General features: G+C 67.0%; 26 protein-coding genes, 1 tRNA gene and 1 pseudogene. 17 read left to right on the forward strand and 11 right to left on the reverse strand.

Annotated elements, in window-relative coordinates; translation table 11 throughout:
* Positions 1 to 185, forward strand: a pseudogene (locus tag A5650_RS19920) (ABC transporter permease); the annotation flags it as partial.
* Here A5650_RS19920 and A5650_RS19925 read toward each other — a convergent pair.
* Together A5650_RS19925 and A5650_RS19930 are read right to left on the reverse strand one after the other, a co-directional pair.
* Complete coding sequence (locus tag A5650_RS19925; RefSeq protein WP_067295527.1) at positions 182 to 1,231, reverse strand: phosphotransferase family protein; 1,050 nt, start codon at positions 1,229 to 1,231, stop codon at positions 182 to 184. The pseudogene A5650_RS19920 and the gene A5650_RS19925 sit on opposite strands and share 4 nt — an antisense overlap.
* 90 nt (positions 1,232 to 1,321) lie before the next feature.
* Entirely contained in the window at positions 1,322 to 1,864 is a 543-nt protein-coding gene (locus tag A5650_RS19930; RefSeq protein WP_067295703.1) for a TetR/AcrR family transcriptional regulator, read from the reverse strand.
* Positions 1,865 to 1,975: 111 nt separating this feature from the next.
* Between A5650_RS19930 and A5650_RS19935 the strand changes: the two genes are divergently transcribed.
* From A5650_RS19935 to A5650_RS19950, 4 genes are all read left to right on the forward strand, one after another.
* The gene (locus tag A5650_RS19935; protein ID WP_067295531.1) at positions 1,976 to 2,890 is read left to right on the forward strand and encodes a metal-dependent hydrolase; all 915 of its coding nucleotides are present in this window, start codon (positions 1,976 to 1,978) and stop codon (positions 2,888 to 2,890) included.
* A 3-nt stretch (positions 2,891 to 2,893) separates the two neighbouring features.
* Entirely contained in the window at positions 2,894 to 4,057 is a 1,164-nt protein-coding gene (locus A5650_RS19940; RefSeq protein ID WP_067295535.1) for an Rv3169 family protein, read from the forward strand.
* Between the two features lie 63 nt (positions 4,058 to 4,120).
* Positions 4,121 to 5,149 (forward strand): epoxyqueuosine reductase, encoded by a 1,029-nt coding sequence (locus tag A5650_RS19945; protein WP_067295539.1) that lies wholly within the window; start codon positions 4,121 to 4,123, stop codon positions 5,147 to 5,149.
* Positions 5,150 to 5,206: 57 nt separating this feature from the next.
* Complete coding sequence (locus A5650_RS19950; protein WP_067295544.1) at positions 5,207 to 5,923, forward strand: cutinase family protein; 717 nt, start codon at positions 5,207 to 5,209, stop codon at positions 5,921 to 5,923.
* Positions 5,924 to 5,926: 3 nt separating this feature from the next.
* Here A5650_RS19950 and pth read toward each other — a convergent pair whose 3' ends face one another.
* The 8 genes from pth to A5650_RS19990 form a co-directional block, all read right to left on the reverse strand.
* The gene (gene pth / locus A5650_RS19955) at positions 5,927 to 6,505 is read right to left on the reverse strand and encodes an aminoacyl-tRNA hydrolase (RefSeq protein ID WP_067295548.1); all 579 of its coding nucleotides are present in this window, start codon (positions 6,503 to 6,505) and stop codon (positions 5,927 to 5,929) included.
* A gap of 6 nt (positions 6,506 to 6,511) precedes the next feature.
* Positions 6,512 to 7,183, reverse strand: coding sequence for a 50S ribosomal protein L25/general stress protein Ctc (locus A5650_RS19960; protein WP_067295553.1), 672 nt, complete (start codon positions 7,181 to 7,183; stop codon positions 6,512 to 6,514).
* 143 nt (positions 7,184 to 7,326) lie between these two features.
* Positions 7,327 to 8,199 (reverse strand): oxidoreductase, encoded by an 873-nt coding sequence (locus tag A5650_RS19965; protein WP_067295707.1) that lies wholly within the window; start codon positions 8,197 to 8,199, stop codon positions 7,327 to 7,329.
* Between the two features lie 17 nt (positions 8,200 to 8,216).
* Positions 8,217 to 8,897 (reverse strand): LpqN/LpqT family lipoprotein, encoded by a 681-nt coding sequence (locus tag A5650_RS19970; protein WP_067295555.1) that lies wholly within the window; start codon positions 8,895 to 8,897, stop codon positions 8,217 to 8,219.
* Positions 8,894 to 9,250, reverse strand: coding sequence for an arsenate reductase (glutaredoxin) (gene arsC / locus A5650_RS19975; protein ID WP_067295559.1), 357 nt, complete (start codon positions 9,248 to 9,250; stop codon positions 8,894 to 8,896). Before arsC ends, A5650_RS19970 begins: the two co-directional genes overlap by 4 nt.
* Positions 9,251 to 10,231, reverse strand: a complete 981-nt coding sequence (locus A5650_RS19980) for a ribose-phosphate diphosphokinase (protein ID WP_067089459.1) — start codon at positions 10,229 to 10,231, stop codon at positions 9,251 to 9,253. It lies immediately after the preceding gene.
* A 100-nt stretch (positions 10,232 to 10,331) separates the two neighbouring features.
* Positions 10,332 to 11,816: a bifunctional UDP-N-acetylglucosamine diphosphorylase/glucosamine-1-phosphate N-acetyltransferase GlmU gene (gene glmU / locus A5650_RS19985; RefSeq protein ID WP_067295562.1), complete on the reverse strand. Its 1,485-nt coding sequence runs from the start codon at positions 11,814 to 11,816 to the stop codon at positions 10,332 to 10,334.
* A gap of 67 nt (positions 11,817 to 11,883) precedes the next feature.
* A tRNA-Gln gene (locus A5650_RS19990) sits at positions 11,884 to 11,955 on the reverse strand.
* A 98-nt stretch (positions 11,956 to 12,053) separates the two neighbouring features.
* On the opposite strand from A5650_RS19990, the gene A5650_RS19995 reads away from it, so the two are divergent.
* The 12 genes from A5650_RS19995 (at position 12,054) to A5650_RS20050 (ending at position 25,440) form a co-directional block, all read left to right on the forward strand.
* Positions 12,054 to 12,659: a TetR/AcrR family transcriptional regulator gene (locus tag A5650_RS19995; protein ID WP_064401528.1), complete on the forward strand. Its 606-nt coding sequence runs from the start codon at positions 12,054 to 12,056 to the stop codon at positions 12,657 to 12,659.
* Between the two features lie 76 nt (positions 12,660 to 12,735).
* On the forward strand, positions 12,736 to 16,371 hold the full coding sequence (gene mfd, locus A5650_RS20000) for a transcription-repair coupling factor (protein WP_067295712.1): 3,636 nt from the start codon (positions 12,736 to 12,738) through the stop codon (positions 16,369 to 16,371).
* A gap of 256 nt (positions 16,372 to 16,627) precedes the next feature.
* Complete coding sequence (locus A5650_RS20005; protein ID WP_067295565.1) at positions 16,628 to 17,233, forward strand: hypothetical protein; 606 nt, start codon at positions 16,628 to 16,630, stop codon at positions 17,231 to 17,233.
* A 168-nt stretch (positions 17,234 to 17,401) separates the two neighbouring features.
* The gene (locus tag A5650_RS20010) at positions 17,402 to 18,472 is read left to right on the forward strand and encodes a nucleoside triphosphate pyrophosphohydrolase (RefSeq protein ID WP_067295568.1); all 1,071 of its coding nucleotides are present in this window, start codon (positions 17,402 to 17,404) and stop codon (positions 18,470 to 18,472) included.
* Positions 18,473 to 18,575: 103 nt separating this feature from the next.
* The gene (locus tag A5650_RS20015) at positions 18,576 to 19,307 is read left to right on the forward strand and encodes a lytic transglycosylase domain-containing protein (protein ID WP_067295573.1); all 732 of its coding nucleotides are present in this window, start codon (positions 18,576 to 18,578) and stop codon (positions 19,305 to 19,307) included.
* An 85-nt stretch (positions 19,308 to 19,392) separates the two neighbouring features.
* On the forward strand, positions 19,393 to 20,682 hold the full coding sequence (gene eno / locus A5650_RS20020) for a phosphopyruvate hydratase (RefSeq protein ID WP_067295716.1): 1,290 nt from the start codon (positions 19,393 to 19,395) through the stop codon (positions 20,680 to 20,682).
* 14 nt (positions 20,683 to 20,696) lie between these two features.
* The gene (locus A5650_RS20025; RefSeq protein WP_067295577.1) at positions 20,697 to 21,401 is read left to right on the forward strand and encodes an FtsB family cell division protein; all 705 of its coding nucleotides are present in this window, start codon (positions 20,697 to 20,699) and stop codon (positions 21,399 to 21,401) included.
* The gene (locus A5650_RS20030) at positions 21,394 to 21,891 is read left to right on the forward strand and encodes a DUF501 domain-containing protein (protein WP_067295580.1); all 498 of its coding nucleotides are present in this window, start codon (positions 21,394 to 21,396) and stop codon (positions 21,889 to 21,891) included. Before A5650_RS20025 ends, A5650_RS20030 begins: the two co-directional genes overlap by 8 nt.
* Positions 21,884 to 22,825 carry a Ppx/GppA phosphatase family protein gene (locus A5650_RS20035; RefSeq protein ID WP_067295584.1) on the forward strand — a complete coding sequence of 314 codons (942 nt, stop codon included), beginning with the start codon at positions 21,884 to 21,886 and terminating at the stop codon, positions 22,823 to 22,825. The genes A5650_RS20030 and A5650_RS20035 overlap by 8 nt, the downstream gene beginning before the upstream one ends.
* 103 nt (positions 22,826 to 22,928) lie before the next feature.
* Entirely contained in the window at positions 22,929 to 23,954 is a 1,026-nt protein-coding gene (locus A5650_RS20040; RefSeq protein ID WP_067295587.1) for an Acg family FMN-binding oxidoreductase, read from the forward strand.
* 32 nt (positions 23,955 to 23,986) lie between these two features.
* Positions 23,987 to 24,451: a hypothetical protein gene (locus A5650_RS20045; protein ID WP_082950852.1), complete on the forward strand. Its 465-nt coding sequence runs from the start codon at positions 23,987 to 23,989 to the stop codon at positions 24,449 to 24,451.
* 2 nt (positions 24,452 to 24,453) lie between these two features.
* A complete protein-coding gene (locus A5650_RS20050) occupies positions 24,454 to 25,440 on the forward strand; it encodes an Acg family FMN-binding oxidoreductase (RefSeq protein ID WP_067089435.1) in 987 nt (328 codons plus the stop codon).
* Positions 25,441 to 25,450: 10 nt separating this feature from the next.
* On the opposite strand, the gene A5650_RS20055 is transcribed toward A5650_RS20050, so the two are convergent.
* Entirely contained in the window at positions 25,451 to 26,005 is a 555-nt protein-coding gene (locus tag A5650_RS20055) for a GNAT family N-acetyltransferase (protein ID WP_231992680.1), read from the reverse strand.
* Positions 26,006 to 26,042 lie beyond the last annotated feature (37 nt).

The raw sequence follows: 26,042 nt of genomic DNA on the forward strand, positions 1-26,042 counted from the left end.
GGAATCCGGTGTCGTCGCTCGCTCAGGCGATGCGTCAACTGTGGGGCAACGGCGGGCCCGCGCCGGAAAGCGCGCAGCTTCCGCTGCACCATCCGGTGTTGGCGACCGTCATCTGGTCACTGCTGCTGACCGCCCTGTTTGCACCGTTCGCCCTGCGCGCTTACGCCCGCCGCACGGGAAGCTAGGCGCGGATCGCGGCAGTCGTCCATGCGGGCAGTATCGGTGCCCGGGTGAGGAAGTGGTCCGATTGCCCGGTCGCGCGTAACAACGCCTGCATCCGCAATATGCAGCAGCCCATGCGGGCCATCGCGAAGATCTCGTACCAGTCGAGATCCTGCAGTGGCCGACCCAGCATCTCCTCATAGCGGCCGACCACCGAGGCGCGGCTGTCGAACCCCGCAAGTTCGGGGTCGACGTCCAGCCCATTGACCTCGAGCATCTGCTTGCGGGTCGCCAGCCACCATGCGATGTCGGCTTCAGCGGGGCAGATGCAGGCCTGTTCCCAGTCCAGGGCCCCGACGAGTTCACCGTCGTCGTCGAAAATGGCATTCGACAGTCGTGCATCGCCCCAACAGATACTCAAATCCGTTGTCGGAGAGGGTAGACGGTTCGTCAGCCAGTCGAACGCCTCGATCATCATGTCGGGAAGCTGGTCTTCGGTGCCCCAGCGGGCGTATTCGCGCCACCAGTCCAGCTCGGCGGCAACGCCCACCCCGCCGGGACGCGCCAGCCACGGCGCCGATTCGACCGGAACGCTGTGCAGCCGCACGAGCGTCTCGACGAACGAGTCGTGGGCGCGGCGCTGTACCGCAGGGCCCGCGTCGTGGAGCCAACCACGGGTGGCGTAGGACATGTCTGACGGAGTGTGGCCGACAATGCGTGGCATCACAAGGAACTTCGAGCCGATCCAGGACGGATCAGGTTCGTAGAGCAGCGGTGACGGGGTCGCGACACCGTGGGTGTGCAGCAATTCCTGCGTGCGCGCCTGCGCCTGGAGGTCGTACTCCGGAAAGATCCCGCCACCGGCCGGCGGAATGCGGATCACGTACTCGTTCCACGCGCCGTCGGCGGTGACCGCGAACACCAGCGACTCGCTGGACCATCCCGCGGCCTGGTTGGCCGCGCGCAGCTCCGACACCTCGACGTCACCGGACGACCGCTGCGCGAACCATTCGCGCAATCGAACGCGGGCGGCGGACAGATCGCGCTTGACGAGAGCGATTCCGACCATGCGAACAGGGTTACACGAGCGCGGTGCAATGTAAAGGAACGACGTTTGACATACCGCAGCGCGCGGACAAGGTCGTCGACTGGCTGGACGCTAGCTGACCGCCCGACGCGTGTGGCCGACGTCCAGACCCGCGGCGTGGCGCAGCTCGGCGAGGAAGTCCGCGGGAGTGCCGCCGCCGATCATGTAGTGGCACACCGCGATCCGCACCACCGCTGCGGCCGCGACGTCACTGGCCTCGCCGGGGATGATCCGCGCGATGCGCTCGTGCATGATCGGCAGCACTCGTTTCATTTGAGACAGCACATGTTCAGGTTCCACATCTGCGAGCGAGCCCAGCGAGTAGGTGCTCTGGAACTGCACGATGAACCGCAGCGCCGCATCGAGCCGCTCCGGACCGACCAGTCCGGCCATGGCCGCGGCGATGCCCGCGTCGAAGTTGTCTTGTTCGTAGAGCCCGAACGCCTCGAGCAGGCCCTCCTTCGATCCGAAATGCCGGTAGACGGTCGGACGCGAGACCCTGGCCTCGGCGGCGACGTCGGAGAGTTGAAGCCGGCGTCGGCCGTCACGCGCCAGCACAACGAACGTCGCCGCGAGAATGCGCCGCCGCGTCGACTGCTCGTCCGGATCCGGCATCGCCACCCTTTACACCTAGGCCATCAAATGTCACACTGACGCTACAGCACACGCGTCCACGAACGAGACATCCGTGGGCTCCATGTTAATCCGGTGCGGAGGGCAGCAGCGGTGACCGACCTGGTGATCCGCAAGATCGGCTGGGAGTTCGACGCAGGCGTCCCGTTCAAATGGCAGCCGGCCAATCCCAACTTCGGGTTGTTCTGCAACGCATTCACGTTCATTGCCGTGCCCTTCGAGCGCTACATCGTCAGCGCGGTACGGACGGCGGCCGACCGGTTCGCCGACAACCCCGTGGTCGTCGACGAGGCCGACGCGTTCCTCAAGCAGGAGGCGCAGCACGCCGCCGCCCACCGCAAGCACATGCTCGCGCTCATCGCGCGCTACCCCGAACTCGAGCAGTGTTACACCGACGCATGCGCGGCCTACGACGCGCTCATCGAGAGCCGAACGGTCGAGTTCCACTTGGCGTACATCGCGAACCTCGAGGCGACGTTCACCCCGCTCTTCAAAGTGCTTCTGGACAATCGGGATTCGTTGTTCGGTGGGGGAGACGCACGCGTCGCATCGCTGATGATGTGGCATTTCGTCGAGGAGATCGAACATCGCAGCTCCGGGCTCATCCTGTGTCAGCACGTCGCACCCAATCCTTGGTATCGCGTTCGCCACATCAGGGGCACGTTCCGCCACGTGGGGGGCATCGCCGACGCGATCGCCGGGGAGTTCGACCGCATCGTCCCGTTCGAGGATCGTGGGGCGTCGACACGCGAACTGCTGTCCGGGGCGTTTCTGACCGGCGAACTCAAACAGCGTCTCGGCCGCAGGCACGGTAACGGCGCACCCACGATCTTCCATTCGGTGCCCACGCGCCACTTGCTGACCATGGTATGGCGCCTGGCGCTGTCGCAGACCCCGTATCACGACCCCGCCGATCAGCCCCTGCCCGACTGGGCGGAGGAGTGGATGCGGGCCTATGACCGCGGTGACGACATGACGACATTCTTCGGATCGCCCGCAGAGAGGTGACTCTTGCTGACCACCAACTACGGCGGCCTGGTGCCGGAGGACGAACTGCTGACGCACCAGATCGTCGACACGTTCGCGACCGTGAGTCAGTCCGATCCGTCGTGGACCGAGAAGATCTGGACCATCGCCCATGCCCGGGACAACTCGCTGCAGGTGGTGCTGGGCGTCGGAAAGTACACCAACAGAGGGGTATTCGACGGTGCTGCCGGCGTCTGTCGCGGTACCGAACAGTGGACGGTGCGCGCTGGACGACGACTGTCGTCCGACCCGTCGGCTCTCGAGGTGGGACCGATCCGCTACCGCGTCGAGAAACCGCTGCGCGCTGTGCGGATCAGCCTCGACCCGTCCGAGCACGCCCCGATCGCCTTCGATGTCCAGCTCGAGGGCGCCTTCGACGCGGCGTTGGAAGACCCGTGGCCCGACCGCAGCCCCGATGGCTATCGGGTCACCCACAATGTGCTGCGCTACCACCAGATCGGCGTGGCGTCGGGGTGGGTGGAGGTCGAGGGTGACCGCACCGAGATCGCGCCCACCGACTGGATCTCGATTCGCGACCACTCGTGGGGGCTACGCCCAGGCGTCGGCAAGCCCATCCCGGGCCTACCGCGCGGGGGGCGCAAGATCCGCCAGATGTTCATGACCTGGCTTCCGATGACGATGACACGCCCGGACGGCTCGAGGTACTCGCTGTTCGTCATGTACCAGGAGGAGCGCGGTGACGGCTTCCTCGAAATCCGTTGTCAGGCTGAACAACAGAACGATGACGGCACCGCCCATCGGTTCGTCTCCGTCGAACAGGACATGCACTTCACCGACGACAACCGGCGGTTCACTCACGGCATCGTCACCCTGATCGACGCCGACGGCACGCGCCGACCCCTGACGGTCACCGCCGCCGGGCCCACGGGATTCCACCTTGGCACCGCGGGCTACTACGGCTGGAACGATTGGGTCTACGGCGAGTGGGTAGGCGACCTGAAGGTCGAGGGCAGCCACGTCACCGACTGTGACTCTCCGGAGAACGCACGCAAACTGCACCAACTGCGTGACCTGCTGGTCCGCATCGACGATCCGGTGGGGGGCGGCTCTGGATTCGGCAACGCCGAGACGTTCGCGCTAGGGGAGTTCCCCGAGCGGGGGCTCACCGCGCAGAACTCATTCCTCTGATCGCCGGGCGTCGGCGCTCATCGGCCGCGCGCGTCCATCTGGGTATTGTGTACTATACCTAGCATGGTGCAGAGACCAGGACGCCTGGAAGACCACCCCACGGTGCGCAAGGTGCGCGCTAGGCCGAGGCGGGCGCCCGGCGTCGTCGACGCGGACTGGCTGCGCCGGGTGTGCCTCGAGGCCGGAGCCGACGACGTCGCGTTCGCCAGCGTCGACAACCCGGAGTTGGCGTCGGAGCGTGAGCACGCCGAAGGCGCCCTGCCCGGCGCACGGAGTTACATCTCGCTGGTGGTGCGGATGAACCGTGACAACGTCCGTTCGACGGCCCGCAGCGTGGCCAACCAGGAGTTCCATCGCAGCGGCGAGATCATGAACGAGACGGCCCATCGCATCACCCGCACGCTCCAAGATGCGCGCCATCGGGCGATCAATCCGTCGATGTCGTTTCCGATGGAGATGGACCGCTATCCCGGGCGCATCTGGGTGATCGCGCACAAGCCCGTCGCCGTGGCGGCCGGACTGGGTGTGATGGGCATTCACCGCAACGTCATTCATCCGAAGTTCGGCAACTTCATCCTGCTCGGTACCATTCTGCTTGCCGCACCCATCTCCAGTTACGGTGAGCCGCTGGACTATTCACCGTGCCTGGAATGCAAGCTGTGCGTCGCGGCCTGTCCCGTCGGCGCCATCAAGAAAGATGGCGACTTCGACTTCCTGGCCTGCTCGGTGCACAACTACCGCGAGTTCATGGGTGGTTTCACCGACTGGGTGCAGACCGTCGCCGACAGCGAGGACGGTGCCGACTTCCGCTCCCGGGTGACCGATTCCGAGAACGCCTCGATGTGGCAGAGCCTGTCGTTCAAGGCGAACTACAAGGCCGCCTACTGCCTGGCGGTGTGCCCGGCCGGGGAAGACGTGATCGAGCCGTATCTCGATGACCGCAAGGCCTTCATGGACCTCGTGCTGCGCCCGCTGCAGGACAAGAAGGAGACGCTTTACGTACTACCCAACTCGGCGGCCAAAGAGCACGCCGAACGCCGGTTCCCGCACAAACAGGTGAAGGTCGTCGGCAGCGGGATTCGCGGCGTGTGACCGGGGCCGCGGCCCACCCGCGGAATACATCGTCGTCGAGTCGGCGTTTGGCCATGCATGGAGACGAGACTGCCGCTGCGTCGGCTGATGATCATGGTTGCGGCAGTGCTCATCTCGGGAGCATCGTTGAGCGCCCCCGTCGTCATGGCGACCGCCGCGGCGGCGCCCACAGGCGAGTGTCCCGATGTACAAGTGGTGTTCGCGCGCGGCACCGGGGAACCGGTTGGCATCGGACGCGTCGGGCAGGGTTTCGTCGATGCGTTGCGCCCGCTCGTGGGCGACAAGTCGATCGCCGTCTATGCGGTGAACTATCCCGCGACGCGGGACTTCCTGCGCGCGGCGGAGGGTGCCAACGACGCCAGCCTGTTCGTGCAGAACCTGGCGACCACCTGCCCGGACACCCGAATCGTGCTCGGCGGGTATTCGCAGGGCGCGGCCGTCATCGACGCGATCGCTCTGGCGAACACGCCGACACTCGGGTTCACCCAGCCCATGCCCGCCGCCGTCGCCGACCACGTCGCCGCGATCGCGGTTTTCGGCAACCCGTCCATTCGGCTGCTCGGCGGTCCGCTGACCGCGTTGAGTCCCGGATACGGAGCCAAGACCATCGACCTGTGCAACGGCGCGGATCCGGTGTGCTCCAACGGAAACGACGTGGCGGCGCACAGCCTCTATGTCGAGTCGGGGCTCGCCACGCAGGCGGCGCAGTTCACTGCCGCGCGCCTCGGCGGCGGGGCGCCGATCACCACGCTGTCCGGTCACACCGGAGGCTGACGCTCAGCCCCAGGCGTGCACGATGTTCTGCGCTGGTTCCACGCCCTGGGCGATGAGGATCTCGGTGGCGTCGGCGGCCTGCTCGCAGATCGTCGGGACGTCCTTCCACTCCGCGGAGGTGAAGGTGCTCAGCACGAACTTCGCACCGTCCATGCGCCCGGGCGGTCGCCCGATGCCGATGCGGACGCGCTGAAAATCGTTGCTGCTCAACGCCGAAGCGACCGACCGTAGACCGTTGTGCCCGGCCACGCCCCCGCCGAACTTCAGCCGAATCCGGCCGAAGTCGATGTCGAGCTCGTCATGGATGACCACGACGTCGGCGGGCGGCACCGAGTAGAACTTGGCCAGCGGCCCCACCTGCCGCCCCGACTCGTTCATGTAAGTGCGCGGTTTGGCCAGCACCAGGGCCCGTCCGGCGAGGCGGCCGGTGACCACCTCGGCGCCGGACTTCTTGTGCACCTTGAACCCCGAGCCGATCCGGTCGGCGAGGATGTCGGCGACGAGGAACCCGAGGTTGTGCCGCGTGGTGGCGTACTGCGGTCCCGGGTTGCCCAGGCCGACCACGAGAAGTGGTTCGGCCATGCCGGACTACTCGGAGTCTTCGGCGGGCGCCGCTTCGGCGGAGTCGCCCTCTTCGGCGGCCTCCGCGGTCTCGGCGGCTTCCTCCTCGGCCGTCTCGCCACCGGCCTCGGCCTCGAGCTCCTCAGCCGACGGCGCCTCGACGACGTTGACCACCAGCATCTCCGGATCCGAGATCAGCGTGACGCCTGACGGCAGCTCGATCGAGCCCGCGGTGAACTGCGTGCCGGCCTCGACTCCCTCGACCGAGATCGTCAGCTGCTGAGGAATCGAAAGCGCGTCGGCCTCGACCTCGACCGTGGTGGCGTCCTGGGTGACCAGCGTGCCGGGCACGGCCTCGCCCTCGATGACCACGTTGACCTCGACGACGACCTTCTCGCCGCGGCGCACGACGAGCAGGTCGGCGTGCGTGATGGTGCGGCGGATCGGGTGGATGTCGAGGGCTTTTGTCAGCGCGAGCTGCTCCTTGCCGTCGATGTCGAGCGTCAGCACCGCGTTGGTGCCGGCGCGACGGAGGACGGCCGCGAAGTCATGGCCGTCGAGCTCGAGGTGCTGCGGATCGCTGCCGTGGCCGTAGAGGACGGCGGGCACTTTGCCGTTGCGGCGGGCGCGGCGCGATGCGCCCTTGCCGGTCTCGGTGCGGACCGCAGCGGTCAGGTTGTTGGGGGCGTTCTTCGCCATGAGGTGGGTGCTCCTGTCGTGTGCTCAGCACGGCCAGGGCTCAACCACAAGAGTTTCGCGTCGATAACGGTGACCTCCGCTTGCGCGGCCACCCTCGCCGTGATCACCGGCCAGGGTAGCCGGAAATACCGCTGCCGCCCAAATCAGAGCGGGAACGTGGTGTCTGTGAGCTGCTCGGAGAGCTCCCAGAGCGCGGTCGCCGTCTTGCCGTCGCGGGCCAGCGGGCTGCGTAACTGCGTCGGGCCCGTGGGACCGCGGCTGCCGAACCGCGGGCCGACGAAGGTGTCGCCCGGCAGGTCCTGGGCCACTGCGTAGAGCGTCTGGCGGGCCCCGAACTCGGCGTCGGTGGCGAACACTCGGTTGGCAGCAAGCCAGAAGCGGGTCCCTACCGGGTTGCCGGTCTGGCCCTGCAGATTGGTCGCGGAGTAGCCCGGATGGGCGGCGATCGCCCTGATCGGCGAGTCGGCCTCGGTGAGCCGGCGCTGCAGCTCCTTGGTGAACAGCAGGTTCGCCAGCTTCGACTGGCCGTACGCGGGCCACGCGAGATACGGTCGGGCCTTCCAGTTGAGGTCCTTGAGGTTGATGCGGCCGATCAGATGCATGATCGACGAGACCGTCACGACGCGGTCGCTGATCTTGGGCAGCAGCAGGTTGGTCAGCGCGAAGTGGCCGAGGTGGTTGGTGCCGATCTGGCTCTCGAACCCGTCGACGGTCAGCGCGTACGGCACAGCCATGACGCCGGCGTTGTTCACCAGAATGTCGACCGCGTCGACACCGTCGGCGAACGTGCGCACGGACGCGAGGTCCTGCAGATCGAGCTTGCGGACCTCGACATCGCCGGTGATCGCCGCCGCGGCCTCGTCGCCCTTCGCGGTGTTACGGACGGCCAATACGACCTTGGCGCCGGCGCCGGCCAGTTCGCGCGCCGTGATGAGGCCGAGGCCGCTGTTGGCCCCGGTGACGATGACGGTGCGTCCGGTGAAGGAGGGCAGATCCGCGGCGGTCCAATCGCTCATGGCGACCACCTTATGCGTTACTTCGGCGGGGGCTTGGGGACGGCGACGTTGAAGCCGCCGATGATCTTCTCGATGTCGGGGGCCTCTTCGACCGCCTTGTCCGCATACCCCGTCACCGTGAACTGGATGAGATACCGCTGCTTGGCGGGCGGTGCGCCGGTCGCGATCACGATGCGGTTGTAGCTGTGCATCCGGGCGCCGTTCAGGTCGTAGCTGCCCTCGATCATCGCCGAGGGGAATCCCTTGAAGTCGTCCATGGCGGCGTTGAGGCGCTTGAAGTTTTGTGACATCTCGGCGTCGACGTACCCGTGCTTGATCGCCTCCCGCGGATCGAAGTCACCGGTCAGCTTCATCACCACCAGCATGGCGATCGGGTAGGTCTCGCCCTTGGCGATGACCCTGGTCCCGGGTGCGAAGTTCGTGTTGAAGTAGGGCTGCCATCCGGCGGGTGTGGGATACGAGACCGTCAGATCGGTCAGCTTCTCGGGGAAGACGGGCTGGCCCTTCACGCCGGCCCGTTCCAGGAAAGTCGCTATGGGAACCGGCTTTTGGTCATCGGACGGTTCGGTGGAGGTCGGCGACGATGACGTCGACCACACTGACTGGTAGTTGGGCGGTTCGGTGCCACAGGCGGACACGACGGTCGCGCCGATGACCGCCACCGCACCGGCCAGAAGCACAAAGCCCCGGCGTCTCACAGAATTTCGCGCACCGTGTCGATCGGGCGGGCCAAGCGGGTGCCCTTCGAGGTGACGACGAACGGACGCTCGATCAGGATCGGATTCGCGACCATCGCGTCGAGCAGTTCGTCGTCGGATGCATCCGCCAGCCCGAGCTCGCGGTACAGCGATTCCTTCTTGCGAACGGCGGCCCGCACCTCGATGCCGGCGTCGGCGATCATCTTCTCCAGCTCGGCGCGTGTCGGCGGCGTCTTCAGGTACTGGACGATCTCGGGTTCGATCCCGTTCTCCCGCAACAGATCCAGTGTCTTACGCGAGGTCGAGCACTTGGGGTTGTGGTAGATGACGCCGTCGGTACTTGATTTTCCCATCTACGCTGACCCGTCGAAAAGGCTGGTGACGGAACCGTTGTCGAACACCGCGCGGATCGTGTTCGCCAACAGCGGCGCGATCGACAGCACGGTCAACTGCGGGAAGCGCTTGTCCTCGCCGATCGGCAGCGTGTTGGTGACGATCACCTCGCAGGCCCCCGAATCGGCGAGCCGTTCCCGAGCGGGATCGGAGAGCACGCCGTGCGTCGCCGCGATGATGACATCGCCCGCACCGTCCTGCTTGAGCAATTTGACTGCGCCGGCGATGGTGCCGCCGGTGTCGATCATGTCGTCGGTCAGCACGCAGGTCTTGCCCCGCACGTCGCCGACGACACGGTTGGACACCACCTCGTTGGGCTTGAGCGGGTCGCGGGTCTTATGGATAAAGGCGAGGGGGACGCCTCCTAATGAGTCGGCCCACTTCTCGGCGACGCGGACCCGGCCGGAGTCCGGCGACACGACGACCATGTCGTGATCGGCGTAGTGCTCGGCGATGTACCCCGTGAGCAGCTTCTGCGCGCGCATGTGGTCAACCGGGCCATCGAAGAAGCCCTGGATCTGATCGGTGTGCAGGTCGACGGTGACGATCCGGTCCGCACCCGCCGTCTTGAGAAGGTCGGCGACCAGACGCGCCGAGATCGGTTCACGCCCGCGGTGCTTCTTGTCCTGCCGTGCGTACGGATAGAACGGCAGGATCGCGGTGATCCGCTTGGCGCTGCCGCGCTTGAGCGCGTCGAGCATGATCAGCTGTTCCATCAGGTGCTCGTTCAGCGGCGCCGGATGGCTCTGGAGCACGAACGCGTCGCAGCCGCGAACCGACTCGTCGAACCGGACGAAGATCTCGCCGTTGGCGAAGTCCCGCGCGGTCTGCGCCGTCACGGGTACGTCGAGTTCCTTGGCGACCTGCTCCGCGAGTTCGGGGTGCGCCCGACCCGAGAACAACATCAAGTTTTTGCGATTGTCGGTCCACTCGGTGCCCACAGTGCGCCCTCAAGGTCGGGGATCGATACCGGCTAATCCTACGTAGGGTGACGCGCCGCCCGTGCCCGGGTGGCCAGATTGTGAACGGCCGGGGCCGCCGCTAATCCCCGTCCGCGTCCGCCTCGGGGCGTTCGCCCTCGTCGCGGCCGGTCGCCTGCTCCGCGGCGCGGGCCGATGCCGACCCCGGTCGTTTGCGTGCCACCCAACCTTCGATGTTGCGCTGCGGACCAGCCGAGATCGCGAGCGCGCCGGGCGGCACGTCGTCGCGCACGACCGTCCCCGCGCCGGTGTAGGCCCCGTCGCCGATGGTGACCGGGGCGACGAACATCGTGTCCGACCCGGTGCGGACATGCGAGCCGATCTTGGTGCGGCTCTTGGTCTCGCCGTCGTAGTTGACGAAAACGCTCGATGCCCCGATGTTGCTGTGATCGCCGATGTCGGCGTCTCCGACGTAGGTCAGGTGCGGCACCTTGGTGCCGGTGCCGATCGTCGCGTTCTTCGTCTCGACGAAGGCGCCCAGCTTGCCGTCGGCGCCCAGCACGGTGCCCGGCCGCAAGTAGGTGAACGGTCCGACCGTCGCGCCGTCACCGACCACTGAAGAACTGCCGTGCGTACGGCACACCGTCGCGCCGTCACCGACGGTCACGTCGGCCAGCGTGGTGTCGGGCCCGATCTCACAGCGGCCGCCGATGCGGGTGCCGTCGAGTAGCTGGGTGCCCGGTTTGACGACGGTGTCGCGGCCGATGGTCACGTCGACGTCGATCCAGGTGGTCGCGGGGTCGATGACCGTGACTCCGGCCCGCTGGTGGGCGTTGACGATGCGCCGGTTCAGCTCGGCGCCCAGCTCGGCCAGCTGCACGCGATCGTTGACGCCGGCGACCAGCATCGAATCGTCCACGTGCTGGGACAGCACGACGTGCCCATCGGACCGCACGATCGAAATCACGTCGGTCAGGTACTGCTCCTGCTGGGCGTTGTCGGAGCTCAAACGGCTCAGGGCGGACCGCAGTACGGGTCCATCGAACGCGTACACGCCGGCATTGACCTCGGTGATGGCCCGCTGTTCGGGGGTGGCGTCGGCCTGCTCGACGATGCCGAGCAGCTCGCCGCCGTCGGAGCTCCGCAGTACGCGTCCGTACCCGGTCGGGTCGGGCAGCGCGGTCGTGAGCACGGTCGCCGCGGCAGGCCGGGCGGTGTGCGTGCTGACCAGCTCGGCCAGTGTGTCGGCGTCCAGCAGGGGCACGTCCCCCGAGGTCACCACCACGGTCCCGGCGAAGTCGGCGGGAAGTGCCGTCAGGCCGCACTGAACGGCGTGCCCGGTGCCCAGCTGCTGTTCCTGCGTCGCCGTGTCGATGGGGCGGCCCAGCTCGGCGGCCAGTCGCTCCACCTCGGGGGTCACCTGGTCGCGGTCCTTGCCGACGACCACGACGACGTGCTGGGGCGCGGCCTTGGCGACGGCTCGCAGCGCGTGCGCGAGCATGGTGCGGCCCGCCAGCGTGTGCAGCACTTTCGGGGTGTCGGAGCGCATCCGGGTCCCCGCGCCGGCCGCCAGTACGACCACCGCGGTTTGGGTGGCTGCCGTCATCCGGTCTCCTGCCTATCGGATGTGCAATCTCCTACGCGACTCGCTGGTGGCGCGGTCTCGCACGCTGCTCCGTCGCCAGGACTCGAACCTGAACTATCTGAACCAAAATCAGAGGTGCTGCCGATTACACCACGACGGATTGATCAACTCGTGATGCTAGTCCACCGGTGCTCTTCGCCATCTAACCTGATAACCGTGGCAGCACTCGACAAGGAGGTCAAAGCACCGCGGGCGCGCATGACCGGCGCCGAGCGGCGCCACCAACTGATCGAGGTCGCGCGCAAGCTCTTCGCCGAGCGCGGCTACGAAGGCACCTCGATCGAGGAGATCGCGCAGCGCGCAAACGTCTCCAAACCCGTCGTCTACGAACACTTCGGCGGCAAAGAGGGCCTGTACGCGGTGGTCGTCGACCGCGAGATGTCGGCATTGCTCGACGGCATCACCTCGTCGCTGACCCGGATGACCAACAACCGCTCGAGGCTGCGCATCGAACGCGTCGCGCTCGCCCTGCTGACCTACGTCGACGAGCGCACCGACGGTTTCCGCATCCTGATCCGCGACTCCCCGGCGTCGATCACCTCCGGCAGCACCTATTCGACGCTGCTGAACGAGGCCGTCAACCAGGTGTCCTCGATCCTGGCCGGGGATTTCTCCCGCAGGGGACTGGACCCGGAGATGGCGCCGCTGTACGCGCAGGCGTTGGTCGGCTCGGTGTCGATGACCGCGCAGTGGTGGCTCGACGTGCGTGAGCCGAAAAAGGAGGTCGTCGCCGCGCATCTGGTCAACCTGTGCTGGAACGGGCTGATGCATCTGGAGAACGATCCGCTGTTGCTCGACGAGTGACGCAGATCTCGTCATCGGATCCGGCAAACCCTCGTCGCGGCAAGCTTTTCGGCGCTTGCCTACGATGGAAGGCATCATGACCGCATCGGGGACCCTGTCTGTCCCAACCCCGATCGCTGGGCTTGTCGAACTCGCGCTACGAGATCCCTCCCTGAACGAGATCTCGCGCCGTGCCGCCGACAAGCCCGCCGATCTCGCCATCATCGGCCCGGCCGCCGCCCGGGTCTTCGTCGCGTCTGCGATCGCGCAGGCTTCACCATTGGTCGTCGTCACCGCGACCGGGCGGGAAGCCGACGATCTGACCGCCGAACTGCGCGGCGTGTTCGGCGACGCCGTTGCGATGTTCCCCTCGTGGGAGACGCTGCCGCACGAACGGCTCTCTCCGGGTGTCGACACCGTTGGTGCGCGGCTCATGTTGTTGCGCAGGCTGACCCACCCCGACGACACCCAGCTCGGGCCGCCGCTGCGGGTGGTGGTCACCACCGCGCGGTCGTTGCTGCAACCCATGGCGCCCGACGTGGCCGACGTCTTACCGGTGAGGCTGACAGCCGGTGCGGAGGCTGAGTTCGACTCGCTGATCGAACGGCTCGTCGAGCTCGCCTACACCCGCGTCGACATGGTCGGCAAGCGCGGCGAGTTCGCGGTGCGCGGCGGCATCCTCGACCTGTTCCCGCCGACCTACGAGCATCCGGTCCGCATCGAGTTCTGGGGCGACGAGGTCTCCGAGATGCGGATGTTCTCCGTCGCCGACCAGCGGTCGATCCCGGAGATCGGCGTCGACGCCGTGATCGCCGTGCCCTGCCGCGAGGTGCTGCTGACCGAGGACGTCCGTGCACGGGCCGTCGAACTCGCCCGCGAGCATCCCACGCAGGAGAACACGCTTCCCGGCAGCGTGCCCGACATGCTGGCCAAACTCTCCGAGGGGATCCCCGTCGACGGGATGGAGGCGTTGCTTCCGCTGCTGCGCCCCACCGAGCTGGCGACGCTGTCGGAGTTGCTGCCCGCGGACATGCCGCTGCTGATCTGCGATCCGGAGAAGGTCCGCACCCGCGCCGCCGACCTGATCAAGACGGGCCGCGAGTTCCTGGAGGCGTCCTGGTCGGCTGCAGCGGTCGGTGGTGACGCCCCGATCGACCTCGAGGCGCTGGGTGCATCGGGTTTCGTCGAACTCGACGACGCCCGCGCCGCGGCCCGCGAGGGCGGGCATCCCTGGTGGACACTGAGCCAGCTGTCCGACGAAGCCGGTTTCGAGGTGGACATCCGGCCCGCCCCGTCGGCGCGCGGTTCACAAGCCAACATCGGTGAGATCTTCGCGATGCTGCGCGCCCACGTCGCGACCGGCGGTTGCGCCGCCGTCGTGACGCCCGGCGCCGGTACGGCGCAGCGCGTGGTCGAGCAGCTCGCCGAATCCGACGTTCCCGCAGGACTTTTGGAGTCCGGCGGCTCACTCAAGGATGGCGTCGTCGGCGTGCTCAAGGGCCCACTGCACGACGGTGTCGTGATTCCGGGCGCGAAGCTGGTGGTGATCACCGAGACCGACCTCACCGGCAACCGCGCGACCGCCACCGAAGGGAAACGCCTTGCGGCCAAGCGGCGCAACGTCGTTGACCCGCTGGCGCTCACCGCCGGTGATCTAGTAGTGCACGACCAACACGGCATCGGCCGGTTCGTCGAGATGACCGAACGCGTCGTCGGCGGCGCCCGCCGCGAGTACCTGGTGCTGGAATACGCGTCATCGAAACGCGGCGGCGGCACCGACAAGCTCTACGTGCCGATGGACTCGCTGGACCAGCTCTCCCGCTACGTCGGTGGGGAGTCGCCGACGCTGTCGCGGCTGGGCGGCAGCGACTGGACCAACACAAAGACCAAGGCGCGCCGTGCAGTTCGCGAGATCGCGGCCGAACTGGTGTCGCTGTACGCCAAGCGGCAGGCCTCACCAGGTCATGCGTTCTCACCCGACAGCCCGTGGCAGGCCGAGATGGAGGACGCGTTCGGCTTCACCGAGACCGTCGACCAGCTGACCGCGATCACCGAGGTCAAGGCCGACATGGAAAAGCCCATTCCGATGGACCGGGTGATCTGCGGCGACGTGGGCTACGGCAAGACCGAGATCGCGGTGCGGGCGGCGTTCAAGGCGGTGCAGGACGGAAAGCAGGTCGCGGTCCTGGTGCCGACGACCCTGCTGGCCGACCAGCATCTTCAGACCTTCTCCGAGCGGATGGCGGGGTTCCCCGTCACCGTCAAGGGCCTGTCACGATTCACCGACCCGGCCGAGTCGCGCGCGGTGCTCGAGGGCATGAAGGACGGCAGCGTCGACATCGTGATAGGCACGCACCGCCTGCTGCAGACCGGTGTGACCTGGAAGGACCTCGGCCTGATCGTGGTCGACGAGGAACAGCGTTTCGGTGTCGAGCACAAGGAGCACATCAAGTCCTTGCGCACCCACGTCGACGTGCTGACCATGAGCGCCACCCCGATTCCCCGCACGTTGGAGATGAGCCTCGCAGGCATCCGCGAGATGTCGACCATCCTCACGCCGCCCGAGGAGCGCTATCCGGTGCTGACCTACGTCGGGCCCCACGACGACAAACAGATCGCCGCCGCGCTGCGCCGCGAACTGCTGCGCGACGGGCAGGCGTTCTACATCCACAACCGGGTGCGGTCCATCGACCAAGCGGCCGCACGTGTTTCGGCGTTGGTGCCCGAGGCGCGCGTCGTTGTCGCGCACGGCCAGATGCCCGAGGAACAACTCGAGCGCACGGTCGAGGGGTTCTGGAATCGCGAATACGACATCCTGGTCTGCACGACGATCGTCGAGACCGGCTTGGACATCTCCAACGCCAACACGCTGATCGTCGAGCGCGCCGATACTTTCGGGCTGTCCCAGCTGCATCAGCTCAGGGGCCGGGTCGGCCGCAGCCGCGAACGCGGCTACGCGTATTTCCTGTATCCGCCTGAGGTTCCGCTCACCGAGACCGCCTACGACCGGCTGGCCACCATCGCGCAGAACAACGAACTCGGCGCGGGCATGGCAGTGGCCATGAAGGACTTGGAGATTCGCGGTGCAGGCAACGTGCTCGGTGCCGAACAATCCGGACACGTCGCGGGTGTCGGGTTCGACCTCTATGTGCGTCTGGTGGGTGAAGCCGTCGAGGCCTACCGCGCCGCCGCGGACGGGGAGACCGTTGCCGCACCGGAGGAACCGAAGGACGTCCGGATCGATCTGCCCGTCGACGCGCACCTGCCGCCCGACTACATCGGCAGCGACCGGCTCCGCCTGGAGGGTTATCGAAGGTTGGCGGCGGCCCCGGATCAGGAGGCGGTGAACGCCGTCGTCGAGGAACTCGTCGACCGGTACGGTCCGCTACCCGAACCCGCTCGGCGCCTTGTCGCCGTCGCGCGTCTGCGGTTGCTGTTGAAGGCCTACGGCGTCACCGAGGTCAGCTCGGTGTCGGAGTCGACCGTGCGGCTCTCCCCGCTGCAGCTGATGGATTCGCAGCAGTTGCGGCTCAAGAGGATGTATCCGAGCGCCGGCTACCGGGCGACTACGTCGACGGTGCAGGTGCCGATTCCGCGCGCAGGTAACGGCATCGGCGCCCCGCGCGTCCGCGACCTCGAATTGGTGCAGATGGTCGCCGACCTGGTCCTGGCGTTGGACGGTAAACCGCAGGGCAGCGTCGACTTGATTTCGAGCCCGAATTCCGTCGGCTGATCGCCAGCTCAGGCGTGTTTTCGGACTGTCACACCCGGCCCGGAACCCAGAAGCGCTGTTAACGCCCTGTCACGCCGATCCGACAACACATCGGGGGGTCAAGGTGTTGCTTGCCCATGAACCGAGGGAGTCGTCCAAACCGAGGGCGTCGATCACCTACGACAGGTGGTTTGAGCAATTTCCTAAACCGAACATCACACGATGCCATCGAGGAATCGGTGCGTGTCGCGATGACGCAAGGCGAAGGAGTTTTCGAATGGACTTCAAGAAACTGGCAGTAACCACCACGATGACCGGTGCACTCGGGCTCGGCGCGCTTGGCCTGGGCGCAGGGCTGGTACAGGCGCAACCGCACATCAACATCCCGCAGCCGCCTCCGGTTCCCGTTCCGAGCGTGAACGTTCCTGATGTGAACGTTCCTGCTGTGAATGCTCCCGATGTGAACATTCCTGCTGTCAATGCTCCGAATGTGGACGTGCCGGCTGTGAATGTCCCTGATGTGGATGTCCCGAAGGTGAACGTTCCTGATGTGGATGTCCCGAAGGTGAACGTTCCTGATGTGGATGTTCCGAAGGTGAATGTCCCTGATGTGGATGTTCCGAAGGTGAATGTCCCCGATGTGGACCTGGCCGACGTGCAGTTCCCTGAGGTGGACAACTACTTCAGGCTCCCGAACGGGCACATCCCGCCGGGGCAGCTGAAGAACTCGCCGTTCATCAACGGTGTCGCGAACCCGTTCTACGGAATTCCGCCCGGGCAGCTGAAGAAGCTTCCGGACGTGAAGGGGGTCGTCAACCCGTTCTTCGATGAGAAGCCGGGTCACTGGGTCCTCCCGGACGATCCGTTCGAGCCGGTGTCCTGAGTACCAAGCCACGGACACGATGGCCGTCCTGCCGCCAGGCAGGGCGGCCATCGCCGGTCCGGGGGCGCGTGCAGCGCCTGGCAGGGTTCGCCGACTTCGGCGTCCGACGAGGTGTTGGTATAACCGAGTTCAGCGGATCCATCAAAACGCGTGAGGGGGTGTGACCCGATGACCGTCGTTTTGGTCGACCCCCGGCGCCCGGCCCTGATCCCGATCGACGCGATCGATCTGCTTACCGGCGACGTTCAGTACACCGAGGAAATGCCGATCAAAGTGCCGTGGTCGCTGCCGTCGGCACGGCCGGCATACGACGGTGAGGACGCGCCGGTGCTGCTGTCTTCGGACCCGGAACACCCCGCGGTCAAGGCCCGGCTGGCCGCGGGCGATCGGGTGATCGCCGCACCCGAGGCCGCACCCGGAGAGCGGCTCGTCGATGCCGTCGCGATGATGGACAAACTGCGCACCTCCGGGCCGTGGGAGAGCGAGCAGACGCACGATTCGCTTCGCCGCTACCTGCTCGAGGAAACCTACGAGGTCTTCGACGCCGTGCACAGCGGCGACGCCGACGCGCTGCGCGACGAACTCGGAGACGTGTTGTTGCAGGTGCTCTTTCATGCCCGCATCGCCGAAGATGCGCCCCAGAACTCGTTCGGCATCGACGACGTCGCCGATGCGCTGGTACGCAAGCTGGGCAATCGGGTCCCCGCCGTGCTCGCGGGTGAGCCGATCTCACTGGACGACCAACTCGCCCAGTGGGAGGAGCGCAAGGCGCTCGAGAAGAAGGCGAAGCGGGCCAACTCCGCGATGGACGACGTGCCGACCGCTCAACCCGCTTTGGCGTTGGCGCAGAAGGTGATCGAGCGGGTCAGTGCTGCAGGCCTGCCCGCCGACCTGATACCCGATGCGATCACGTCGGTGACGGTCGCCGCGGGCAGCGACGCCGAAAACGTTTTGCGCTCGGCGGTTCTCGAGTTCATGGACACCGTGCGGCGGGCGGAGCGGGCGATCGCGGTCGACCGCCGCGGCGACGACGTGCCCGAGGAACTCGACGCGACCTCGTTGGGCACCGTGACCGAGGACGAGTGGCGTTCGCACTGGCCCTCCGGCGACACGGCCGAAACGTATGACGACGGCGCCGCGATTGAAACAGAAGAGACCGATGACGACGCAGCTGAGACCAACGAGGCGGAGGTGGCCGATGAGGCTGCCGAGGCCGAAGTCGCCGATTCCGCGTCCTGAGCCGCTGAACATTTTGTCCACCCGAATCGCTCCCAACGCTGAGCCGCGACGTCCCGAACCCGTGGGACCATGGGCAGCGACCGAGGTTGGTTGAGGGAGTTTGGTGTCGCCGGTGCGTTGGCTACGTGCTGTCGCTGTAGTGGGTGCGACGGCGCTGCTTTTGGCTTCTAGCTGCTCGTGGCAGCTGGGGACGCCCATCCCTGAGGGCGTGCCGCCGCCGCTTGGTGACCCGGTTCCCAAGATCGACACCTACGCCAAGGGACGCCCGGCCGATCAACTCCACGAATGGGCCGCCGAGCGCGCCCCCAAGCTGGGTATTCCGGTCGCTGCGCTCGAGGCGTACGCCTATGCCGCCCGGGTCGCGGAGGTCGAGAACCCCGACTGCAAGCTGGCGTGGACGACGCTGGCGGGCATCGGCCAGGTGGAAAGCCACCACGGCACCTACCGCGGCGCCGCAATCGGAGCGAACGGCGACGTGGAACCGCCCATCCGGGGTGTCTGGCTCGACGGCACCAACGGCAACCTCGAGATCTTCGACGACTCCGCGGTCAGCAACGACGGTGATTCCAAACACGCTCGCGCCATGGGCCCGATGCAGTTCATTCCCGAGACTTGGGGGCACTACGGCGTCGACGCCAACAATGACGGCGAGGTGAGCGCCGACAACATGGACGACGCCGCGCTGTCCGCCGCGGGCTATCTGTGCTGGACCGGCAAGGACCTGGCCACGCCGCGCGGCTGGATGAACGCGCTGCGTGCCTACAACCAGTCCGATCAGTACGCGCGGACCGTGCGGGACTGGGCGACCGCTTACGCGAACGGGCACCCCCTCTAGACACGCCGACCCAACTGGGAGGCTCTAGGCTCGTCGGTTGACGCGAATACTCGCCCCCACCACCGAGGACACCAAGGAGACGCCAGTGCCCACAATCGATCAGGTCGGAGCCCGAGAGATCCTCGACTCCCGGGGAAACCCGACGGTCGAGGTTGAGGTCCTGTTGGGAGACGGTTCCTTCGCCCGGGCCGCTGTGCCGTCGGGCGCCTCGACCGGTGAACACGAGGCCGTGGAACTGCGCGACGGCGGCTCGCGCTACGGCGGCAAGGGCGTCGAGAAGGCGGTCGAGGCTGTGCTCGACGAGATCGGTCCCGCCATCATCGGCCTGCAGGCCGATGACCAGCGGCTCGTCGACCAGGCATTGCTCGACCTGGACGGCACGCCCGACAAGTCGCGCCTCGGCGCCAACGCGATCCTGGGCGCCTCGCTGGCCGTGGCCAAGGCCGCCGCCCAGGCGGCCGATCTCGACCTGTTCCGCTACATCGGCGGGCCGAATGCCCACATCCTGCCGGTGCCGATGATGAACATCCTCAACGGTGGCGCGCACGCCGACACCGGCGTCGACGTGCAGGAATTCATGGTCGCGCCGATCGGCGCCGCGTCGTTCAAGGAAGCGCTCCGCTGGGGCGCCGAGGTCTACCACTCCCTCAAATCGGTGCTCAAGGCCCAGGGGCTGGCGACCGGCCTCGGTGACGAAGGAGGATTCGCGCCCGACGTCGCGGGCACCAAGGCGGCGCTCGATCTGATCCTGTCGGCCATCGAGGCCACCGGGTTCAAGGCCGGTTCGGATGTCGCGCTCGCGCTCGACGTGGCCGCGACCGAGTTCTACGCCGACGGGCAGGGCTACAAGTTCGAAAACGAGGTGCGCACCGCCGAGCAGATGGGCCAGTTCTACGCGGGCCTGCTCGATACGTATCCGTTGGTGTCGATCGAGGATCCGCTCTCCGAGGACGACTGGGACGGCTGGGTCGCGCTGACGTCGGCGATCGGGGACCGCGTTCAGCTCGTGGGCGACGACCTCTTCGTCACCAATCCGGAGCGGCTCGAGGACGGCATCCAAAGAGGCGCCGCGAATGCGCTTTTGGTGAAGGTGAACCAGATCGGCACGTTGACCGAGACGCTCGACGCCGTAGCGCTCGCCCACAACAGCGGCTACCGCACGATGATGAGCCATCGCAGCGGCGAAACCGAGGACACCACGATCGCGGACCTCTCGGTTGCGGTGGGCAGCGGCCAGATCAAGACCGGCGCGCCGGCCCGCAGTGAACGCGTCGCCAAGTACAACCAGCTGCTGCGCATCGAGGAGAACCTCGGTGACGCCGCGCGTTACGCCGGCGACCTCGCCTTCCCGAGGTTCGCGATGGAAGCCAAATAGACCGGTAACGGACCGTGCCCGAAGCGAAACGGCCCGACCCGAAGCGTCGGTCACCGACTTCCCGACCGGGGAAGTCGGGTAAGGCCGGTGGCGCAGGGAAGGGCCGTCCGCGCATCGCGGCACGTCGCGAGCCCCGCGCCACCGAATCGCGTCCGGCAACCGAGGCGCCGGCCGACGCGTCCGCCAAATCCGGTGAAGCCGGCGTCGTCATCCGGCGAGCCATCGCCGAATCGGCCGAGCAGCAGTCCGAGCAACGATTCGGATCCGCGGCGCGGCGCGCGGCGATCCTCGCCGCCGTGGTGTGCGTGCTGACTTTGACGATCGCCGGGCCGGTACGCACCTACTTCGCCCAACGCACGGAGATGAAGCAACTCAAGGCCACCGAACAGCAGTTGCGGGCCCAGATCGCCGACCTCGAACAGCAGAAGGTGAAACTGGCCGACCCAGTGTTCATCGCCGCGCAGGCCCGCGAGCGGCTCGGGTTCGTCATGCCGGGCGAGATCCCGTATCAGGTGCAGCTGCCTCCCGGCGCCGCTGTGCCGGGCACACCGGACGACGAGCCCGCGACCGTCTACCGTGACCAACCGTGGTACACCGCGCTGTGGCACACGATCGCCGATGAGCCGCATGGGATCACACCCGGTCCGCTGCCCGGCGTCCCGCCGACCGCTCCCGATGTGCCCCAGCCGCCACCACTCCCGCCCCCGCCCGGTGGTTGATCCCGCAGATCTCGACGCCGTCGAGCGGCAGCTCGGTCGCAGGCCGCGCGGCGTCCTCGAGATCGCTTACCGATGCCCCAACGGCGAACCCGGTGTGGTCAAGACTACACCGAAACTGCCTGACGGAACGCCGTTTCCGACGCTGTACTACCTCACCCATCCCGCGCTGACCGCCGCCGCCAGCAGGCTCGAATCATCGGGCATGATGCGGGAGATGACCGAGCGACTGCGCAACGACCCCGACGTGGCGCGGGCGTACCGCGAGGCGCACGAGTCGTATCTCGCCGAGCGTGACGCGATCGAATCGCTGGATACGACATTCTCCGGCGGAGGCATGCCTGACCGGGTCAAGTGTCTGCACGTGCTGATCGCCCACTCGTTGGCAAAAGGGCCGGGCACCAACCCCTTCGGCGACGAGGCGCTCGCGGCGCTGGCCGACGATCCCGCGATGGACGGCATTCTCGAACCCGAGAGGTGGAGGCATGAGTAGAGTCGGCGCCATCGACTGCGGAACCAACTCGATCCGCCTGCTGATCGCCGATCTCGTCGAGGGCAAGCTGGCCGACGTACATCGCGAGATGCGCATCGTTCGCCTGGGCCAAGGCGTCGACGCCACAGGACAATTCGCGCCCGAGGCCCTGGCGCGCACGGAGGCTGCGCTGATCGACTACGCCGAGCTGATGCGCCACCACGGGGTCGAACACGTGCGGATGGTGGCGACCTCGGCGACCAGGGACGCCGCCAACCGCGACGTCTTCTTTGCGATGACGGCGGAGGTGCTGGGGACCGTGGTGCCCGGCGCCGTCGCCGAGGTGATCACGGGTACCGAGGAGGCGGCGTTGTCGTTCAACGGCGCGGTCGGCGAACTCGACTCGGCCGCAGCGCCTTTTGTGGTCGTCGACTTGGGTGGCGGTTCCACCGAAGTGGTGCTCGGCACCGATGAGCTGACCGCGGGTTATTCGGCCGACATCGGCTGTGTCCGGCTCACCGAACGCTGTCTGCACTCCGATCCGCCGACGGCCGAGGAGATCGCCGCCGCGCGAAATGTGGTGCGGGAAGGACTGCAGGAGGCGTTTCGGGCGGTGCCGGTCGAACAGACACGCACCTGGGTCGGCGTGGCGGGAACCATGACGACGCTTTCGGCGCTGGCGCACAAGATGCCGGTCTACGACTCCGACGCTATTCACCTTTCGCGGGTCCCGTTCGCCGAACTGCTCGGCGTGTGTGAGGGACTGATCGCGATGCCGCGCGCGGAGCGGGCCAAGCTCGGCCCGATGCACGAGGGCCGCGTCGACGTCATCGGCGGCGGCGCGATCATCGTCGAGGAACTGGCCGACGCGTTGCGTGAACGCGCCGGCATCGAGGAGTTGATCGTCAGCGAGCACGACATCCTCGACGGCATCGCGCTGTCGATCGCCGACTAGGCGGCGACCACCTGAAACCGCACCCTTTAGCGGGCCAGGAGTACCTCGATAAGGGGACTTCTTGCCCTGTTTCTCTCCTGGCCGCCGGAGCATCCTTCGTCATGTGACTGTTTCCTCCGGATCCACCGAACCGCCGACACCCGAATTTCCCGATGCAGAGACGCTACGGACGGTGTTGTCGCTGGCGACGCGAGCTCCTTCCGTGCACAACTCGCAGCCCTGGTACTGGAAGGTAGGGAACGAAAGTCTGCATCTCTACGCTGACCGGTCGCGCCACCTGGCGAAGACAGACGCCGACGAACGTGACTTGATGGTCAGCTGCGGGATGGCGCTGCATCACGCCATCGTGGCGCTGGCGGCCGTGGGTTGGCGGGCCAGGGTCCACCGGTTCCCCAACCCCGCCGATCCCGATCACCTGGCCTCGTTTGAACTGAGCCCCGTCGAACCCACCACCGCCGACATCGCCCTGGCTGCCGCCATTCCGCGGCGCCGGACCGACCGCCGCCACTTCGGCCCGTGGCCGGTGTCGATGGCCGACATCGCGAAGATCGGGGCGAGGCTCGCCAGGACGGGGATTCTGATGCGCCGGGTCGAGATGTCTCTGGACATCAGGGCAATCGTGGCGCGGGCGGTGTGGCAGCACACCCATGACGATGCGTATTTGGCCGAACTCGCGGCATGGAGCGGACGGCACGCCGCGACGTCGGGTGTACCGGCGCGCAGCATTCCGGAATCCGACCCCACGGCCCCCCTCCCGGGCCGTCTCTTTCCCGGCGGGACGTTGGCGCAACCGCAGGGCGCGTCTGCCCCCGACGATCACGCGATGCTGTTGGCGCTGGGATCTGTGGCCGACGACGACCTTTCCCGGTTGCGGGCGGGTGAGGCGTCGAGCCTGCTGTTGTTGACCGCCACGTCCATGGGCTTGGCCAGCTGCCCGGTATCGGAGCCTCTCGAGGTTCCTGAGACGCGGCAAGCGCTCAGGTACGAGGTTTTCGACGGCCGTGAGTATCCGCAGATGATGTTCCGGATCGGTTGGGCGCCCGTCGGTGCCGACCCGCTGCCGTCGACGCCGCGGCGTCCTCTCACCGAAGTCGTCGGCACCCTGGACGGTGCCGCTGCGAGCCTGTGATCCTGCGTATTCCGATCAAGTTGGAGGACATGATGAGCATCTCGACCGTCGACCACCGCACGAGAACCGTTGCACGTATCCTGGGCCCGTACCTGACGATCGTCGCGGTGGTCGTCCTGTTTCGCACGCCGGACATGCGGATCCTGCTGACCGAGTTCACCCAGACCGCCGTATGGCCTTGGGTGATGGGAGCTTTCATACTCCTCGGGGGGATCGCGATCGTCGCCACGCACCAGACGTGGCGTGGCCCCGCCGCGGTCATCGTCTCTGTCCTGGGCTGGCTGCTGGTCGCCCGGGGCGTCTTGCTGCTCGCGTTCCCGGAGACCTTCGCCGAGTTGGCGAACCGGACGATCGACGCCGGTGGAGTGTGGCGGAGCGTGGTCGTCGTGCTGGGGCTCATGGGCCTGTATCTGACATACGTAAGTTGGCGCCCGCCGTCGAGGGCGCACGACGTCGCTCATGAGCACCGCAGCACCGACACACCCCGGGCCGCATAGGCATGAACGCACACCATCCCAACGCCGAAACCATCCGTGCCGCACTGATGCTGGCGGCGAAGGCGCCATCGGTGCACAACACCCAACCGTGGCGGTGGCGGGCCGGGGAACGCAGCGTCCACCTGTACGCCGACCGCCGACTGCACCTGCCACACACCGACCCCGATGCTCGGGACCTCATGCTCAGCTGCGGTGCCTCGCTGAACCACTGTCAGATCGGCTTCGCCGCCCTGGGCTGGCGCGCCGAGGTGCACCGGTTCCCGAACCCGGACGACCCGAATCACCTAGCGGCTGTGGAACTTCATCGGCACGACCCGACCGAAGCCGACATCGCGCTCGCCGCGGCCATTCCGCGACGCCGGACCGACCGCCGCCGGTACGGCTCATCGAAGGTCGCACCGGCAGACCTCGCATTGATCGCGACCCGAGCGGCCGCGGCCGGGGCGACGGTGCGCCAGGTCGACGACGTTTCCGCGCTGAGGAGTCTCGTGAGCGAGGCGGCTCGACGACATGCGGCCGACCATGGCTATGCCGCCGAACTCGCCACGTGGAGCGGCAAATACGCGGCGACCGCGGGAGTGCCGGCGCGCAGCACACCGAAAGCCGACGGCAGCGTCTCGGCACGGACGTTTGCGGGCGCGAGTCTGTCGCAACCGGAGGGCTCCGAGGCGGAGACCGACAATGCCGTGGTCCTCGCCCTCGGCACAGACGACGACAGCGACCTGTCGCGACTGCGCGCCGGTGAGGCGTCCAGTGTGGTCCTCCTAACGGCCACCGTGCTCGGACTGTCGAGTTGTCCGATGACGGAGCCCTTGGAGGTGTTAGAGACTCGCGCTGCTGTCCGAGCGGAGGTCTTCGATGGTGACCTGTACCCGCAGATGTTGGTGCGGATCGGTTGGGGACTTCTCGGTGCCGATCCGCTGCCGCCCACCCCGCGACGAGCCGTATCCGACGTCGCCGCGCGACTCGACGGGTCGCCACTGGCGTAAGCGCTCGAACTCAACGGATTTCGGACAGATCGACTCTGAAGGTGCCGACCGTACCGTCTCGCTTCCGCTCAAAGGGCCAGCCGGATTCAGACAGGACTTCCAGCATCGGACTGTTCACGGTCAGCACCTGGGCGACGAGAAACTGCAGACCGTTGGCCTTGGCGATGGCGCCCAACCGGTGGAGAAGTAGCGTCCCCACGCCGCGCATGTGGTGGCCGTGCGCCACGGTGACCGCCATCTCGGCTTCGTTCGATGCCTTCGACACGACGTAGTTCGCGACGCCGAGCAGGCGATCGGATTCGAAACAACCGATGGCGCGCTGCGTATCGGAACAATCGGTCACCGCGCGCGCCCAGGCGGGCAGATCCCTCGGATTCATGGTGAAGAACCGAAGGTAGCGTTCATCGGCGTCCAAGCTCTTGTACAGGCCCATGACCTGTTCGGCGTCCGAAGGCGTCAAATCACGGATCACCACGGCGCTGCCATCGAGCAACTCTGCCTGCCGACACGCACCAGGCATCCGCAACGCAAAGTCCTCGGAGCGCTGTCCCATCTGGACATCCAATCGGGTTGACCTCAGCGTGGATCAGTCGATGGTCCCC

It is taken from the genome of Mycobacterium sp. 1164985.4 (assembly GCF_001668575.1).
Classification (GTDB): Bacteria; Actinomycetota; Actinomycetes; order Mycobacteriales; family Mycobacteriaceae; genus Mycobacterium.